The organism is Pseudomonas sp. GW821-FHT01D09, assembly GCF_059422465.1.
This window is the reverse complement of the sequence record NZ_JBWKWY010000022.1, coordinates 49424-64393: the sequence shown is the minus strand read 5'-3', so window position 1 is coordinate 64393 and position 14970 is coordinate 49424. Positions and strand designations below refer to the sequence as shown.

Sequence of the window (14970 nt, the reverse complement as noted above, 5' to 3'; positions counted from 1 at the left end):
AGGGCCCGGCCAGACTCTCCCCATCAAAACAGGGAGAGACCCATGAACCGCAGCCTGCTATTCAAACTGGGCGCCATCGCGCTGCTGATCCTGCTATTGCTGATTCCGTTGCTGATGATCAACGGCATCATCACCGAGCGCCAGGAACTGCGCGACGGCGTGTTGATGGACATTGCCCGCAGCTCCAGCTACAGCCAGCAAGTCAGCGGGCCGTTGATGGTGGTGCCGTATCGCAAGACCGTGCGTGAGTGGAAGCTCAACGAAAAACTCAACAAGCGCTATGAAGTGCTCAGTGAAGAACAGGGCCGCCTGTACTTCCTGCCGGAGCAGTTCGAGCTTGATGGCCAGGTGCAAACCGAACTGCGGGCCCGGGGGATCTACCAGGCGCGGCTGTTCCATGCCGACAACCGCATCAGCGGCCGCTTTGTGCTACCGGCGCAGATGGGCATCAAGGAAGATTTTGCCGATTACACGTTTGAGCAGGCGTTCCTGGCGGTGGGGATCAGCGACATCCGCGGGATTGAAAACGCCCTGAAACTGGAGCTGGGCAGCCAACGCCTGGAGTTTGCCCCGGGCACCCAGGTGAGTTTTCTCGGCGCCGGCGTGCACGTGATGTTGCCGGCCCAGGACAGCAAGAACCCCACACCGCTGGATTTTGCCTTCGACCTGCGCCTGCAAGGCACCGAACAACTGCAAGTACTGCCGGTGGGCAAGACCACCAAGGTCAAGCTGGCCTCCAACTGGCCCCATCCCAGCTTTGTCGGCAACTTCCTGCCGGCGCAGCGCGAGATCAACGACCAGGGCTTTAGCGCCAATTGGCAGACCTCGTTCTTCTCCACCAACCTTGAGGAGTCGTTGTCCGGCTGTGTGGTCGGCAGTCGCTGCGAGGACTTCAACGAGCGCAGCTTTGGCGTGAACTTCATCGACCCGGTGGACCAGTACCTCAAGAGCGACCGCGCGATCAAATATGCGCTGTTGTTCATTGCCCTGACATTCGCCGGTTTCTTCCTGTTTGAAGTGCTCAAGAGCCTGGCGGTGCACCCGATCCAGTACGCATTGGTGGGGGTGGCCCTGGCGTTTTTCTACCTGCTGCTGTTGTCGTTGTCCGAGCATATCGGCTTTGCCCTGGCGTACCTGGTCTCGGCCAGTGCCTGTGTGTTGTTGATCGGTTTTTATGTGTGCCATGTGCTGCGCAGCGTGGCCCACGGCCTGGGGTTTTCGGCGGGGTTGGCGGCGTTGTACGGTTTGCTGTACGGGCTGTTGAGTGCCGAGGACTACGCGCTGTTGATGGGCTCGCTATTGCTGTTCGGGCTGTTGGGCACCGTGATGGTGCTGACGCGCAAACTGGACTGGTATGGCGTGGGCAAACGCAAGGCTGACGGGCTGGAGGTGATGCAATGATCGGGCTGCGGGAGGATCGGCGGGAGAGGGGAGAGTTGCTGGCAATGATCCGGGCATTGCTCCCCATCCCCTGTCGGCACGAGTTGGCTCGTGAAAAAGGGAAGACCTTCGTGAGCCCGCTCGCTCCAGAGCGGGCGACGGTCAGGCCGGTGGCTGAGTCGCCAGCATCGAAGGCCGCTGGCTGACCTCGGCGTACCAGGCGGCCAGCTTGGGGTTGCTTGAACGCCACCGCAGGTCCGGGTGGCGCAAGTCCAGGTAACCCAAGGCACAGGCGACACTGATCGCGGCGATGTCGAAATGGCTGGCCAACTCGGCGATGGTGTCCTGTTCCAACTCGGCCAGGGTGCGGCGGATCTTGTTGCGCTGCTCTTGCAGCCAGCTGTCCCAGTGTTTATCCGCCGGGCGCAGGGCGGTTTCGTAACGCACCAACACGGCGGCGTCCATGATCCCATCGGCCATCGAGGCCAGGGTCAGGCGCCGCCAGCGGGCCGAGCCGTCACGGGGGATCAACGGGGTGCCGACATGCTGGTGGTCGAAGTAATCGAGGATCACCCGGCTGTCGTGCAACAGATTGCCATCGGCCAGGCGCAGGGCCGGGATCTTGCCTACCGGGTTGCCCTCGTTCAGCGCGGTGACCGGGCTGACCGGCGTGACCAGCACGGTTTCCAGGGCCACCCGGTCCTGCTGGCCGGTTTCGTGGAGCAGCACCAGGACTTTGCGGACAAACGGCGAAGCGGGGTTGTGGAACAAGGTCATGCTGGGCGCGAACATGGGCAATCCTCGGGAAGGGTCGGCCATAGACTAGACAGTTGTAGTGGGGCTGGCGAGGGGGATCTTGGTTGTTTTTGCGGGCCAGATCGCAGGCAAGCCAGCTCCCACATTTGACGGTGTTCACCCATCAAAATGTGGGAGCTGGCTTGCCTGCGATGGCGTCCTCACGGCCGCCGCAGCAACCCCCAGACACCGATGACCGCCGGGACACCCAGCCCAATCCAGCTCAGGGAATCCCAACCCCCATCTCCCAACAACGCCGCAAACAACCCGGCGGCGCTAAGCAGCCCGATCCCCAGCGGCACCCCGAACACCTTCCAGAAATTCGACTGCCGCGGCCTCATGGCCTGGCCGCCTTGCGCCGCACCCGCCACAGGTACACACCGCTGCCCAGCACAATGATGGTCAGCACATCCAGCACCGCCCAGAGGATCTTCATCGGCATGCCGCCGTAGTCGCCAAAGTGCAGGGGCTGGGACATGCCCATGGCGTCCATGTACCACGGCCGCTCGGCCACGGCGGTGACGCGCAGGTCGCTGGCATCGATCAGCACCGGGGTCAACAGGTGCGAGGTCAGGTGCGTGCTGCCTTTCATAAACACCGCGTAGTGGTGTTCGCTGGAAAAGCGCGTACCCGGGAAGGCAATAAAGTCCGGGGTCATGCCCGGCGCGGCCTGCTCGGCGATTTTCAGCAGGTCGGTGGCCGGCGCGCGCAGGGTCAGCGGCGCGGCGTTCTTGTACGGCTCGATCATGGTGGTGAGGCTGTCATTGCGCCACGCAGCGATGATCAGGTCGGCACAGGCGCTGATTACCCCGGTAACGCCCACCACCAGGGCCCAGGTCAGGGTGACGACGCCGATCAGGTTATGCAGGTCCAGCCAGCGCAGGCGCGTGGACTTGTCCTGGCGCACCGTGGCGAACTTCAGGCGCCGCATAAACGGCAGGTACAACACCGTGCCGGAAACAATCGCCAGCACAAACAGCACGCCCATCAAGGCCAGCAGCAACTTGCCCGGCAGCCCGGCGAACATATCCACATGCAGGCGCAGCAGGAACATCGTCAAGCCGCCATTGGCCGACGGCATCTCCACGCTTTCGCCGGTGCGCGCATCAAGCATGAAGGTGTGGGACGAATTGGGCTCGGTGCCGGCGGTGGCCGCCATGATCGCAATCACACCGTTCTTGTCGTCTTCGTCCCAGGCCAGGTATTGCATGGCTTCGCCAGGGCGATGGGCCTGGGCCTTGGCCACCAGTTGCTCAAGGTTGAGCTGCGGGGTATCGGCTGGCATCTGCTTGAGCTCGGGTTCGTTGCCCAGCAGGTGATCGATCTCATGGTGAAAGATCAACGGCAGGCCGGTCAGCGCCAGCATCAGCAGGAACACGGTGCAGATCAGGCTGGTCCAGGTGTGGATGAAGGACCAGCGGCGGATGGTTGTGCTTTTCATTTTCTAGCCTTCAGACAAGCCAAAGCCGCCCTCTGGGGACGGCCTGGTTGTTAACTCAGCCGATTACCACTGGTAGGTGGCACTGGCGACGACGCTGCGCTGATCACCGTAGTAACAGTAGGACGCATCACAGGTGGAGATGTACTGCTTGTCGAACAGGTTGGTCGCGTTCAGTTTTACCGAAGCACCTTTGAGGCTGTTGTCCAGGCGGCCGAGGTCGTAATGCAGCGCGCCGTCGAACACCGTGTAGGCATCGGCCTTGCCCAGCCAAGTGTTGCCCTGGTCGCCATAGGTGTTGCCGGTGTAGCGGGCACCAAAGCCGATGCCGAACCCGTCGAGCACGCCATCGTGCCAGGTGTAGTCGGTCCACAAGGAGGCCTGCTGGTTGGGCATCAGTTGCAGGCGGTTGCCTTTGTAGATGCCTGTTTGCACCTCGGACTTGGCCAGGGTGTAGGCGGCGATGACCTTGAGGTTCTCGGTCACGTCAGACACGGCTTCCAGCTCCAGGCCCTTGACCTTCACTTCGCCGGTCTGGTCGGTGATCGACTGGCCGCTCGAGCCGGTTCTGGTCACCAGCACGTTTTTCTGGGTTAGATCGTAGACCGCCGCACTCAGCAGGGTATTGGAGCCGGGTGGCTGGTACTTGATCCCGAGCTCCCATTGCTTGCCTTCGGTGGGCTTGTACGATTTGAGCGGGTCGACGCTGGCGTTGCTCGCGGGTTGGAACGATTCGGCGTAGGACAGGTACGGCACAAAGCCCGAGTCGAAGACATAGCTCAGCGCCGCATTGCCACTGAAGTTCTTGCTGCGGTCAGTGTTGGTTGCGTCGCTTTTGTTGAGGTACGTGGTGCCTTGATGCACCCAGTCTTCACGACCGCCCAGGGTCAGGCGCCATTTGTCCAGGGCCATCTGGTCTTGTACGTAGAGGCCGGTCTGGATGGTTTTCTGGTCGTAGTCGTAGTACGCATCCTTGCGCGCCGGGCGCTCAATTGGCTGCCCATAAACCGGATTGTAGATGTTAACAGTCCCGGCTTTGCCGAAAATCGACAGATAGGAAGAGTCAGTGCGCTGATGATCCAGGCCTATCAGCACGGTATGACTGATATCACCGGTGGCGAAGTCGGCCTGGAAGTTGTTGTCCACCGCAAACTGCCCGATATCCTCATCCACATTGGTCGAGGAGCGGCTGATATTGCCCTCGGCGTCCACCGGGGAGTAGAAGTAAGCACCCACGGTCAGTTGCTGGAAAGACAGCTCCGACTTGGTATAACGCAAGTTCTGCTTGAACTGCCAGGTATCGTTGAAACGATGTTCAAAGGCGTAGCCCAACGCGTAGTAGGTGCGGTCGTAGAACTCGTAGTCCGGGTCACCCAGGTTTTTGTGGTGCGAGACGTCGCCCAGCGGCGATTTGATCTTGGTGCCCACGATCGGCAGGAACTGGCTGGTTGCCCCGGTATCGTCGCGCGTGAACTGCGAGAGCAGGGTCAGCTTGGTATCGGTATCGATATTCCAGGTCAGGCTCGGCGCAATGTTGTAGCGCTTGTTGTCGATGTGATCGACCTGGGTGCCCGCATCGCGTACCACGCCACTGAGCCCATAGAGAAACTGCCCTTCATCATCGATCTTGCCGGTGCTGGCGAAGTTGATCTGGCGGTAGTTGTCGCTGCCGTACTGCACCTGGATGGCATGGCTCGATTCAGCGCTGGGGCGGCGGCTGACCATATCCAGCAGGCCGCCCGGCGGGGTCTGGCCGTAGACCGAGGAGGCCGGGCCGCGCAGCAGGGCAAGACGATCAAGGTTCCAGGTTTCCGCTTTCGGGTTGGCATACACGCCACGCGGCAATGGCAGGCCATCGAGGAAATGGGTGGGTTCAAAGCCACGCACACGCATCCAGTCGTAGCGGGTGTCACTGCCGTAGCTGGCGGAGACGATGCCGGGCATGTACTTGACCGCATCATCCAGGTTCTGCACGTTGCGGTCCTGCATCTGCTGGCGGGTGGCGACGGAAATCGAGCGGGGTGCTTCTACCAGAGCCGTATCAGTCTTGCTCCCCGCCGCCGTACGCGTAGCCACATAACCCTCCACCGGCCCCCACGCACTTTCATAATTGCCCTGCCCGGTGATGTTGGTCTCTGGCAGCGCTAGCACGCCCTCTGGGAGTGCCACCAGGCTGTAGGTGCCGGCGCTGCTCTGTTCCAACTGCAAACCCGTGCCGCGCAAGGCCTCGCGCAATGCGCTCGGGGCATCGAACTGGCCCTGGACCGGGGCCGAGGTCTTGCCGGCTGCCAGCGCTGGGCTGAGGGTCAGTGCGAGGCCGGCCTGGCTGGCGATCTGGTTCAGGGTGCTGGTTAACGGTGCGGCCGGCAGGTTGTAGGCGCGTACGCTAGATGCCTGTTCGGCGGCGAACAACGAGGTGCTGGCCAGCGGGGCGCTGAGGGCAATGGCCACGGCTAACAGGCTGGGGCGCAACAAGGTGTCTAGCGTGCGGGACATAGGGTGGCTCCTGAATGGAAATATTTCTCAATTGCCTGTGTGCCGAACGAGAATCAAAAAGTGATAGGGGAGGTGGAAATATTTTTTGCTTGGGGGGAATGGAGGGGCTTTGAGGGCCTCATCGCGGGCAAGCCCGCTCCCACATTTTGATGGGTGAACACTGTCAAAGGTGGGAGCTGGCTTGCCTGCGATGGGGCCTAAGGGTTGCCCGCAACCTTTGGCAGCACCGTCACCCACCACGGCGTACGCTGGCGGATCTGCACTGGCAAGGTTGGCAGCAGCGCATTCAAGGCCAGGTTGGTGTCCTGCAGCGGAAAACTGCCGGTGATGCGCAGGTCGGCCACTTGCGGGTCCACGCCCAGGTAGCCGGTGCGGTAGCGCCCGAGTTCCCCGATCACATCCCCCAGGCGCGCGTTATCGACCACCAACATGCCACGGGTCCAGGCATCGGTGCCGGGGGTAACGGCCAGCAGCGGGCCAAGGCCGTCACGGCGCATCAGTACCTGCTGGCCTTCCTTGAACACCTGCTCCTGCTGCAAGGCCCCGGGCTGCGCCGCCACGGCCGACTGCAACACGCTGAGCCGCGTGCCGTCTGCCTCGCGCTTGACGATAAAGCGCGTACCCAGGGCGCGCAGGCTGCCTTCGCGGGTTTCGACGACAAAGGGGCGGGCATCGTTGTGGCCGGTTTCGACGAGGATCTCGCCTTCCTGCAACACGATCACCCGGCGCTTTTCATCGAAGCGCACATCAATGGCGCTGTGGGTGTTGAGGTTGACCAGGGTGCCATCGGCCAGTTTCAGCGTGCGCTGTTCACCGGTGGCGGTGCGTTGGTCGGCCAGCCAATAGTGGATCGGCACGTAGCGCTGGCCGGCGAACAGCGCCAGGCCGCAGACCAGCACCACACTGGCCAGGCCGCTGCCGAGCTTGCGCACCCGGCGCCGAATGCCTTCGCGCGATTGCAGCAACGCCGCCCGTGCCGGGCCGTTGGCCACGCTGAAGCGCTGGTCGAGCATGCCCAGCTGGCGCCAGGCGCGGGCGTGTTCTTCGCTGCTGGCCAGCCATTGATTGAAGGCTTCATGCTCGACGGCGCCGCCGTCCCCGGAATCCAGGGACAGTTGCCAGGCAATCGCCGCATCCAGCACCCGCGCGCTGACCGGCCTGGAACTGACCTGGCTCACAGCGGCTGGCCATACAGGGCGATATAGCACTGGCGAATGCCCTGGGCCAGGTACTGCCGCACACGGGGCACGGAAACCCCCAGGCGCTGGGCGATTTCGGCATGGCCCAGGCCGTCGAGGCGGTTATAGAGGAAGGCGGCGCGGGCCTTGCTGGAGAGTTTGCCGAGCAGGCGGTCGATGGCCTTGAGGTCTTCGAGGATCAGGTGCTGCGCTTCTGGGGACGGGTGTTCGCTTTCCGGGAGCAGCATCAGTTCGCTGAGGTACGCCTGTTCCAGCGCGGCGCGGCGGAAATAGTCAAACAACAGGCCCTTGGCGATGGCCACCAGGAATGCCCGGGGTTCGCGGGGTTCGCGCAGTTCTGCACGGCCCAGCAGGCGCATGAAGGTGTCCTGGCTCAGGTCCTCGGCCCGGCTGGGGCAGGCTACGTTGCGCCGCAGCCACGCCAGCAGCCAGCCGCGATGGTCACGGTACAACGCGCCAACGAGCTCACGGTGGGGACTTTGGGCTGACGACAAGGCATCACCAATCGAGATGTTTAAACTAACGAGAATTATTCGCGATTGTGGCAGAGGCAGCGCATGGGTGCAATTGGCGTTGGTCGGCTGATGCTGCCTATAGGGAGGGGGCCTGCTTGCGACGTTTCCACTGGCCCAGGCGCTGCTGCAACGCGCCAGGGCTGTCCAGCCCTTGCTGGCGGGCGCGGCTGAACAGAATCAACATCAGTTCGGCAGTGGCCAGGGCATCGGCGCTGGCATGATGGCGCTCACCCACCTGCAGGTTGAAATGGGCGAGCCAGTCATCCAGGCCCGCTTCGCGGATATGCGCTTGCGGGCACAGCAGCGGCGCCAGGTCCGCCACGTCGAGGAATGGATGAGCCAGGCGATAACCCAGGCTGTCCTTGAGCGCGCGCCCAAGCATGTGTTGGTCGAACGGGGCATGGAACGCCAGCAGCGGGCTGTCGCCGACAAAGTCCATGAAGTCCAGCAGCGCCTCGACCGGATCGCACCCGGCGGCGATTGCACTGGGGCCGAGGCCGTGGATCAGTACGCTGGGGCTGAGTTTGGTTTCCGCCCGCTGCAGGGTCCGTTCAAACTGCTGGGAAAAGTCGATGGCGCCGTCTTCGATCACCACCGCGCCAATCGATAGTACCTGGTCGCGATTAAGGTTCAGGCCGCTGGTTTCCAGGTCCAGCACCACCCAGCGCTGCTCGCGCAGACTGTGCTCGCCGAGCGCCTTGGGGGCGGCCAGTTGTTGCAGGCGCGCCTGTTGCCGGGCATCCAGGCCTGGCCGGGCAGGGCGCAGCCAATTGAACAGGCTCACAGCTGATACCTCAGGGCCAGGCTGCTTTGCAGGCGTTGGGCCTGGCGCAGGGATTCGCGCAGGATGCGCCGGTCCAGATGGTTGAGGCTGTCGGGATCGACCCGATTGGAGTACGGCAGGTTCTCGCGGGTCTGCAACTGGTGCTGCTGCATGCGGGTTTGCTGGATAAAGTGATAGGCCTCTTCATAGGCCGCGCCGTCCAGGCGTTCGATCACGGCCTTATCCACCAGTTGGCGCAAGCGCTCCAGGGTGTTGTTGGCGGCGATACCATTGGCCAGGGCCAGCAGGCGGGCGCCATCGACGAAGGGCGTGAGGCCTTGCACCTTAAGGTCGAGGGTGGCCTTGTCCGCGCCCTTGCGCGTCAGCACAAAGTCGCGGAAACGCCCCACCGGCGGGCGCTGGCGCAAGGCGTTCTCGGCCAGCAGGCGCTGGAACAAGCGGTTGTCCGCCACCTGCTCAAGAATGCCCTGGCGCAGTTGCTCGCAGCCTTGTTCATCGCCCCACACCACCCGCAGGTCGAAGTAGATGCTGGATTTGAGCAGGTTCTCTGGCGTCGCCTCGCGGATCATCGCGGCAAAGCGCCGGGCCCATTCGGCACGGGACAGGCACAGCTCGGGGTTGCCGGCCATGATATTGCCCTTGCACAGGGTAAAGCCGCACAGCGTCAGGCTCTGGTTGATCTGCTGCGCCAGGGGCAGCAGCAGGCCGCGAATCTCGGCGGCATGGGCGGCGTCGCGGGCCTCGAACAGGATGCCGTTGTCCTGGTCGGTATGCAGGGTTTGCTCGCGGCGGCCTTCGCTGCCGAAACACAGCCAGCTGAAGGGCACGCCGGGGTCGCCTTTGTCGGCGATGCTCAGTTCGATGACCCGGCACACCGTGTGATCGTTGAGCAACGTGATGATATGGGTGATCTGGGTCGAGGACGCGCCATGGGCCAGCATGCGTTCGACCAACTGGCCGATCTCACCCCGGATCGCCACCAGGTTGTCCACCCGGGGCGCATTGCGGATGGTGCGCGCCAGGTGCACCAGGTCGACCCGTTGCAGGGAAAACAGATCGCGCTCGGACACCACGCCACACAGGCGCTGATCCTTGACCAGGCACACATGGGCGATATGCCGTTCGGTCATGGCAATCGCCGCATCGAAGGCACTGTGATCCGGGCTGAGGAAGAACGGCGCCTGGGTCATATGCTGTGCGATGGCCTGGGTGAAGTCACTGGTGCCGTCGGCCACTACATGGCGCAGGTCACGCAGGGTGAAAATCCCCAGGGGCGCCTTGTGCTCATCGACCACCACAATGCTGCCGACCTGCTGCTCATGCATCTGCGTGACCGCCTCACGCAGCGGCGTCAGCGGGCCGCATGTCACCGGATGGCGCATGGCCAATTCGCCGAGGCGGGTGTTCAGCGAATACTGGGTGCCGAGATTTTCCACGGCTTTCTGCTGGACTTGCTGGTTGACCTGGTCCAGCAGGCTGCTGACCCCGCGCAAGGCAAAGTCACGGAACGGGCCGGACAGGGCAAACAGCTTGATAAACGCCGGCTTGTTCAATTGCAGGCAGAAGGTGTCTTCGGCGGCCTTGTGTTCGGTGCGGGTCGCCCGCTCCCCCAGCAGCGCGGCCAGGGGGAAGCATTCGCCAGTGGTGATCTCGAAGGTGGTTTGCGCCGAGTCCGGCCGCTCACCGATCACGCGCCCCTGCTTGACGATATAGAAGTGCTCCACCGGGCCTGCCGACGGCTTGAGAATGCTCTCGCCGGGGCCGTAGAAGCGCAATTGGCACTGCTCCACCAGAAACGCCAGGTGGGCGTTTTCCATCTGGTTGAAGGGCGGGAAGCGTTGCAGGAACTGCAGGGTGCCGTGAATGTTCTGCAACACCGCAGTTTTCCCTGCCTGGGTGAAAGCGTCAGCTTTACTCATAACCATGACCGCAGTTTTTTTGTCGTTATCGTCCCTCATGGTCGGCCCCCACGCAGCGGGTGCCCATTGGACGTAAGTCTAGGTAGCTATCCGGCCTTCAAAAACTAGGGAAAAACCTTACATGAAAATCGTCCCGAACCCGTAGAACGCCCACTAGGAAAACTTTCCGACGAAGTGCACATTGTTCGCCCTTCCGGCGATGTCTGACTTCTGTGCCGGGAGAGTGATAAAAATGACCTGAGAAACGTATGTCCGACGACGATATTTTGAGTGAGGCCGAGCGCGAGGCGCTGAGCGCCGTGATGCTGGAGCCTGATTTGCCGCCGCAACGGGTATTGATCGTGGACGACGATAAAGACTCCTGTGAACTGCTGGCGCAAATTCTCGGGATGGATGGCATTCGTTGCATGACGGCGGACAGTGGCCAGGCCGCGTGGGATTTGTTGAGCGCTAACACGTCCATCGGTTTATTGATCACCGATCTGCGCATGGCACCCAGCAATGGCCTGGAATTGATTCGCCTGGTGCGCAACTCTCCCCGGGCGGCATTGCCGATCATCATCATGTCGGGGGACGCCGACGCACCGGATGTGATCGACGCCATGCATTTGAGCGTGGTGGACTTTTTGCTCAAGCCGATTGATAGCGTGAAGTTGGCGAAGATGGTCAAGCGTGAGTTGGGGATGACGCAGTAGGCGGGGGTTGACCGTTGGTCGGCACTGTCAGATTTCACAGTATCGGCGGTTTTGGGGGGGCCTGTTTAATCGTTGGGAGGGTGCTGGTTTGGGATCAGTGCCTCTAAATGCAGCGAACAGGAGTTCACCATGAGTAATGTATGTAACGGCGTTACAACAGTCGAAGCTACCATCACGGCGCGTGTCGATAAGCAAGATCAAAAATTTTTTCCGAATCGGTTTTCTGGCACTCCATCTGGGGTATCGCTGATCGCCAGTAGTGATACCACGCACCTGAATATTAGCTACGGCCAGCCCCTTGGGCAGGGCACTCACAACTTAACGCACACGCAGTTTCATATAGATTATCTGGACCCTGTAGGACGCACCTTTACTCACTCGGTTGCAGGCACCATCCAGGTGAAAGTTGTCGGTAACGTGCATACGGGTGCATTGACGGGCTTAAAAGTTGACGGAACTGACTCTGGGGCTGGGTCTCAGGCCGAGCTTTCGGGGGACTATGTCATTATTGTCAGTTAAGTCTTGCTACACGCCATATAAAAAAGCCCCGGCCATATAGCCAGGGCTTTTCATTTCAATGACCCGTTACAAACCATTCCTGGCCTTGAACTCCCGCCGCCGCCGATGCAACACCGGCTCGGTATAACCATTGGGCTGTTTGGTCCCTTCAATCACCAACTCCACCGCGGCCTGGAACGCGATATTGCTGTCGAAATCCGGAGCCAGCGGGCGGTACAGCGCATCACCGGCATTCTGCCGATCCACCACCGGCGCCATGCGCTTGAGGCTTTCCAGCACCTGGGCTTCGTTGACGACGCCATGGCGCAGCCAGTTGGCAATGTGCTGGCTGGAAATACGCAGGGTGGCGCGGTCTTCCATCAGGCCCACATCATGGATGTCTGGCACTTTCGAGCAACCCACGCCCTGGTCGATCCAGCGCACCACATAACCGAGGATGCCCTGGGCGTTGTTGTCCAGTTCGTTGCGGATGTCTTCCTCGGACCAGTCGGTGTTCTGCGCCAGGGGGATGGTCAGGATATCGTCCACCGAAGCCCGTGCGCGCGTGGCCAGTTCGGCCTGGCGGGCAAACACGTCGACCTTGTGGTAATGCAACGCGTGCAAGGCCGCGGCGGTCGGCGACGGCACCCACGCGGTGTTGGCGCCGGCCAGCGGGTGCGCGATTTTCTGTTCGAGCATGGCCGCCATCAGGTCGGGCATGGCCCACATGCCTTTACCGATCTGCGCGCGGCCTTGCAGGCCGGTGCTCAGGCCGATATCAACGTTCCAGTTCTCGTAGGCGCCAATCCATTTTTCGGCCTTCATCGCGGCTTTGCGCACCATTGCACCGGCTTCCATGGAGGTGTGGATCTCGTCGCCGGTACGGTCGAGGAAGCCGGTGTTGATAAACACCACGCGCTCGCTGGCCGCCTTGATGCAGGCCTTGAGGTTGACCGTGGTGCGGCGCTCCTCGTCCATGATCCCGACCTTGAGGGTGTTGTGCGGCAGGTTCAGCACGTGTTCGATGCGGCCGAACAGCTCGTTGGTAAACGCCGCTTCTTCCGGGCCGTGCATTTTCGGCTTGACGATATACACCGAGCCGGTACGGCTGTTCTTGCGGCTGTTGTTGCCATTGAGGCTGTGGACCGCGGCCAGGCTGGTGATCAGGCCATCGAGGATGCCTTCGGGCACTTCATTGCCCTGGGCGTCGAGGATTGCGTCGATGGTCATCAGGTGGCCAACGTTACGCACGAACAACAGCGAGCGACCATGCAAGGTCACCGCGTTGCCATCGACACCGGTGTAGGTGCGGTCGGCGTTCATGGTACGGGTGAAGGTCTTGCCGCCCTTGGCCACTTCTTCGGCCAGGTCGCCCTTCATCAGGCCGAGCCAGTTGCGGTAGATCACCACTTTGTCATCGGCATCGACGGCGGCCACCGAGTCTTCGCAATCCATGATGGTGGTCAGCGCGGCTTCCATCAGGATGTCTTTGACGCCGGCGGCGTCGGTCTGGCCGACCGGGGTGCTGGCGTCGACCTGGATTTCAAAATGCAGGCCGTTGTGCTTCAACAAGATGGCGATGGGCTGGGCGGCATCGCCCTGGTAGCCGATCAACTGGGCATCGCTGCGCAGGCCGCTGTTGCTGCCGCCCTTGAGGCTGACCACCAGCTTGCCCTCGACGATCTTGTAGGCGGTGGAATCGGCATGGCTGCCGGCGGCGAGCGGGGCGGCTTCGTCGAGGAAGGCACGGGCGAAGGCGATGACTTTGTCGCCACGCACCTTGTTGTAGCCCTGGCCTTTCTCGGCGCCGTTGGCTTCGCTGATGGCGTCGGTGCCATATAGCGCGTCGTACAGCGAGCCCCAGCGCGCGTTGGAGGCGTTGAGGGCGAACCGCGCATTCATCACCGGCACCACCAGCTGTGGGCCGGCCATGCGGGCGATTTCGTCATCGACGTTTTGGGTGGTCGCCTGGAAATCCGCCGCTTCTGGCAGCAGGTAGCCAATATCTTGCAGGAAGGCTTTGTAGGCCACCGCGTCGTGGGCCTGGCCGGCGTGGGTCTGGTGCCAGGCATCGATCCGCGCTTGGAAATCGTCGCGTTTGGCGAGTAGGGCTTTGTTCTTCGGTGCCAGGTCGTGGATGACCTTGTCGGCACCGGCCCAGAACTGGTCGGCGGTCAGGCCGGTACCGGGAATGGCTTCGTTGTTCACGAAGTCGAACAGGACTTTGGCGACCTGCAGGCCACCGACTTGAACGTGTTCAGTCATTGCTTGCCTCACTCTGCGGAGCTAATTCGCTTTTCAGCTTTTCAATTTACCAATGAAGCCTCTGGCCATTTAAACCACAAACCCGGCACCAGTACATGCCATCACGGCGGCTGGGTGGTTCCAATCAACGGCGCAAGGCTGGCTGACGGGGTGTTCGGGGTTGCGACGGCGCCTGGGCAGACATCGACCTAACGTTATGTAGTGCGCGCCGAGGCATACTACATGATGAGTTGCGGTTGTGAAAATCAGACTAAATACGTCGTTTAGCGACCCACTTTGGTTGTACGGTCACAGCGGGGTACGGGATGTTCTCAAAAAACCAATGGATTGTTCCAGATAAATATAAAAATGGTACACGATTTGTTTTTCTTCACCGGCCTGCGGTCAAGGTGGGAGCCGGCGTATCTGCCTATACTGGCTAGTCCACAACAAGAGGGCTGTCGCCATGGAGCATCTCGTACTCACTGTTATCGCCGCCGACAAACCCGGCGTGGTTGAACGTGTCGCCCACTGCATTGCCGAGCGCGGTGGCAACTGGCTGGAAAGTCGCATGGCCCATATGGCCGGGCAATTTGCCGGGATCCTGCGGGTCAGTGTGCCGATGGAGAACCGCAGTGAGCTGGTCAGCGCCCTGGAGGACCTGTCCACCCATGGCATCCGGGTGCTGGTGGGCGAGAGCAGCGGCACGCAGGCGTCGGCCAGCAAGCCGATCCTGATGACCCTGGTGGGCAATGACCGACCCGGCATCGTGCGTGAGATCACCGCGCTATTGAGCAAGCAAGGGGTCAACCTGGAGCGCCTGAGCACCGACGTGCGTCCGGCGCCCATGAGCAGTGACCCGTTGTTTCACGCCGAAGCCGCGCTGGCGGTGCCTTCCAGCCTGGCATTGGATGAGTTGCAGGCGGCCCTGGAAACCCTGGCCGATGATTTGATGGTGGAACTGCAACTGCGCAGCGAGGAATAACCCTCCACAGGGTTGTTCATGG

General features: G+C 61.8%; 13 protein-coding genes. 4 read left to right on the top strand and 9 right to left on the bottom strand.

Annotated elements, in window-relative coordinates; translation table 11 throughout:
* The first annotated feature begins 42 nt into the window (after nt 1-42).
* Nucleotides 43-1401: a cell envelope integrity protein CreD gene (gene creD, locus AC07W7_RS18695; protein WP_169865911.1), complete on the top strand. Its 1359-nt coding sequence runs from the start codon at nt 43-45 to the stop codon at nt 1399-1401.
* A gap of 141 nt (nt 1402-1542) precedes the next feature.
* Here creD and AC07W7_RS18690 read toward each other — a convergent pair whose 3' ends face one another.
* From AC07W7_RS18690 to AC07W7_RS18655, 8 genes are all read right to left on the bottom strand, one after another.
* Nucleotides 1543-2172 carry a glutathione S-transferase family protein gene (locus AC07W7_RS18690; RefSeq protein ID WP_076962281.1) on the bottom strand — a complete coding sequence of 210 codons (630 nt, stop codon included), beginning with the start codon at nt 2170-2172 and terminating at the stop codon, nt 1543-1545.
* Between the two features lie 164 nt (nt 2173-2336).
* Nucleotides 2337-2516, bottom strand: a complete 180-nt coding sequence (locus AC07W7_RS18685) for a hypothetical protein (protein WP_099168672.1) — start codon at nt 2514-2516, stop codon at nt 2337-2339.
* Nucleotides 2513-3616 carry a PepSY-associated TM helix domain-containing protein gene (locus AC07W7_RS18680; RefSeq protein WP_495039874.1) on the bottom strand — a complete coding sequence of 368 codons (1104 nt, stop codon included), beginning with the start codon at nt 3614-3616 and terminating at the stop codon, nt 2513-2515. The genes AC07W7_RS18685 and AC07W7_RS18680 overlap by 4 nt, the downstream gene beginning before the upstream one ends.
* A gap of 63 nt (nt 3617-3679) precedes the next feature.
* Nucleotides 3680-6109, bottom strand: a complete 2430-nt coding sequence (locus tag AC07W7_RS18675) for a TonB-dependent siderophore receptor (RefSeq protein ID WP_495039873.1) — start codon at nt 6107-6109, stop codon at nt 3680-3682.
* A 197-nt stretch (nt 6110-6306) separates the two neighbouring features.
* Nucleotides 6307-7287 carry a FecR domain-containing protein gene (locus tag AC07W7_RS18670; RefSeq protein ID WP_076962277.1) on the bottom strand — a complete coding sequence of 327 codons (981 nt, stop codon included), beginning with the start codon at nt 7285-7287 and terminating at the stop codon, nt 6307-6309.
* Nucleotides 7284-7802 (bottom strand): RNA polymerase sigma factor, encoded by a 519-nt coding sequence (locus tag AC07W7_RS18665; protein WP_495039872.1) that lies wholly within the window; start codon nt 7800-7802, stop codon nt 7284-7286. Before AC07W7_RS18665 ends, AC07W7_RS18670 begins: the two co-directional genes overlap by 4 nt.
* Nucleotides 7803-7899: 97 nt before the next feature.
* Nucleotides 7900-8607 (bottom strand): 3'-5' exonuclease, encoded by a 708-nt coding sequence (locus tag AC07W7_RS18660; protein ID WP_495039871.1) that lies wholly within the window; start codon nt 8605-8607, stop codon nt 7900-7902.
* On the bottom strand, nt 8604-10526 hold the full coding sequence (locus AC07W7_RS18655; protein WP_495039870.1) for a putative nucleotidyltransferase substrate binding domain-containing protein: 1923 nt from the start codon (nt 10524-10526) through the stop codon (nt 8604-8606). The genes AC07W7_RS18660 and AC07W7_RS18655 overlap by 4 nt, the downstream gene beginning before the upstream one ends.
* 248 nt (nt 10527-10774) lie before the next feature.
* On the opposite strand from AC07W7_RS18655, the gene AC07W7_RS18650 reads away from it, so the two are divergent.
* On the top strand, nt 10775-11221 hold the full coding sequence (locus tag AC07W7_RS18650) for a response regulator (RefSeq protein ID WP_495039869.1): 447 nt from the start codon (nt 10775-10777) through the stop codon (nt 11219-11221).
* A gap of 129 nt (nt 11222-11350) precedes the next feature.
* Nucleotides 11351-11740: a hypothetical protein gene (locus AC07W7_RS18645; protein WP_495039868.1), complete on the top strand. Its 390-nt coding sequence runs from the start codon at nt 11351-11353 to the stop codon at nt 11738-11740.
* A 66-nt stretch (nt 11741-11806) separates the two neighbouring features.
* On the opposite strand, the gene AC07W7_RS18640 is transcribed toward AC07W7_RS18645, so the two are convergent.
* The gene (locus AC07W7_RS18640) at nt 11807-13984 is read right to left on the bottom strand and encodes a malate synthase G (RefSeq protein WP_495039867.1); all 2178 of its coding nucleotides are present in this window, start codon (nt 13982-13984) and stop codon (nt 11807-11809) included.
* Nucleotides 13985-14429: 445 nt separating this feature from the next.
* Between AC07W7_RS18640 and AC07W7_RS18635 the strand changes: the two genes are divergently transcribed.
* Entirely contained in the window at nt 14430-14948 is a 519-nt protein-coding gene (locus AC07W7_RS18635) for a glycine cleavage system transcriptional repressor (RefSeq protein ID WP_076962270.1), read from the top strand.
* The last annotated feature ends 22 nt before the right edge of the window (nt 14949-14970 follow it).

Coding starts and splice junctions, on each gene's coding strand:
- AC07W7_RS18640 (WP_495039867.1), bottom strand. CDS start 13,984: ATGACTGAACACGTTCAAGTCGGTGGCCTGCAGGTCGCCAAAGTCCTG.
- AC07W7_RS18635 (WP_076962270.1), top strand. CDS start 14,430: ATGGAGCATCTCGTACTCACTGTTATCGCCGCCGACAAACCCGGCGTG.
- AC07W7_RS18650 (WP_495039869.1), top strand. CDS start 10,775: ATGTCCGACGACGATATTTTGAGTGAGGCCGAGCGCGAGGCGCTGAGC.
- AC07W7_RS18655 (WP_495039870.1), bottom strand. CDS start 10,526: ATGAGTAAAGCTGACGCTTTCACCCAGGCAGGGAAAACTGCGGTGTTG.
- AC07W7_RS18685 (WP_099168672.1), bottom strand. CDS start 2,516: ATGAGGCCGCGGCAGTCGAATTTCTGGAAGGTGTTCGGGGTGCCGCTG.
- AC07W7_RS18675 (WP_495039873.1), bottom strand. CDS start 6,109: ATGTCCCGCACGCTAGACACCTTGTTGCGCCCCAGCCTGTTAGCCGTG.
- AC07W7_RS18645 (WP_495039868.1), top strand. CDS start 11,351: ATGAGTAATGTATGTAACGGCGTTACAACAGTCGAAGCTACCATCACG.
- AC07W7_RS18690 (WP_076962281.1), bottom strand. CDS start 2,172: ATGTTCGCGCCCAGCATGACCTTGTTCCACAACCCCGCTTCGCCGTTT.
- creD (WP_169865911.1), top strand. CDS start 43: ATGAACCGCAGCCTGCTATTCAAACTGGGCGCCATCGCGCTGCTGATC.
- AC07W7_RS18680 (WP_495039874.1), bottom strand. CDS start 3,616: ATGAAAAGCACAACCATCCGCCGCTGGTCCTTCATCCACACCTGGACC.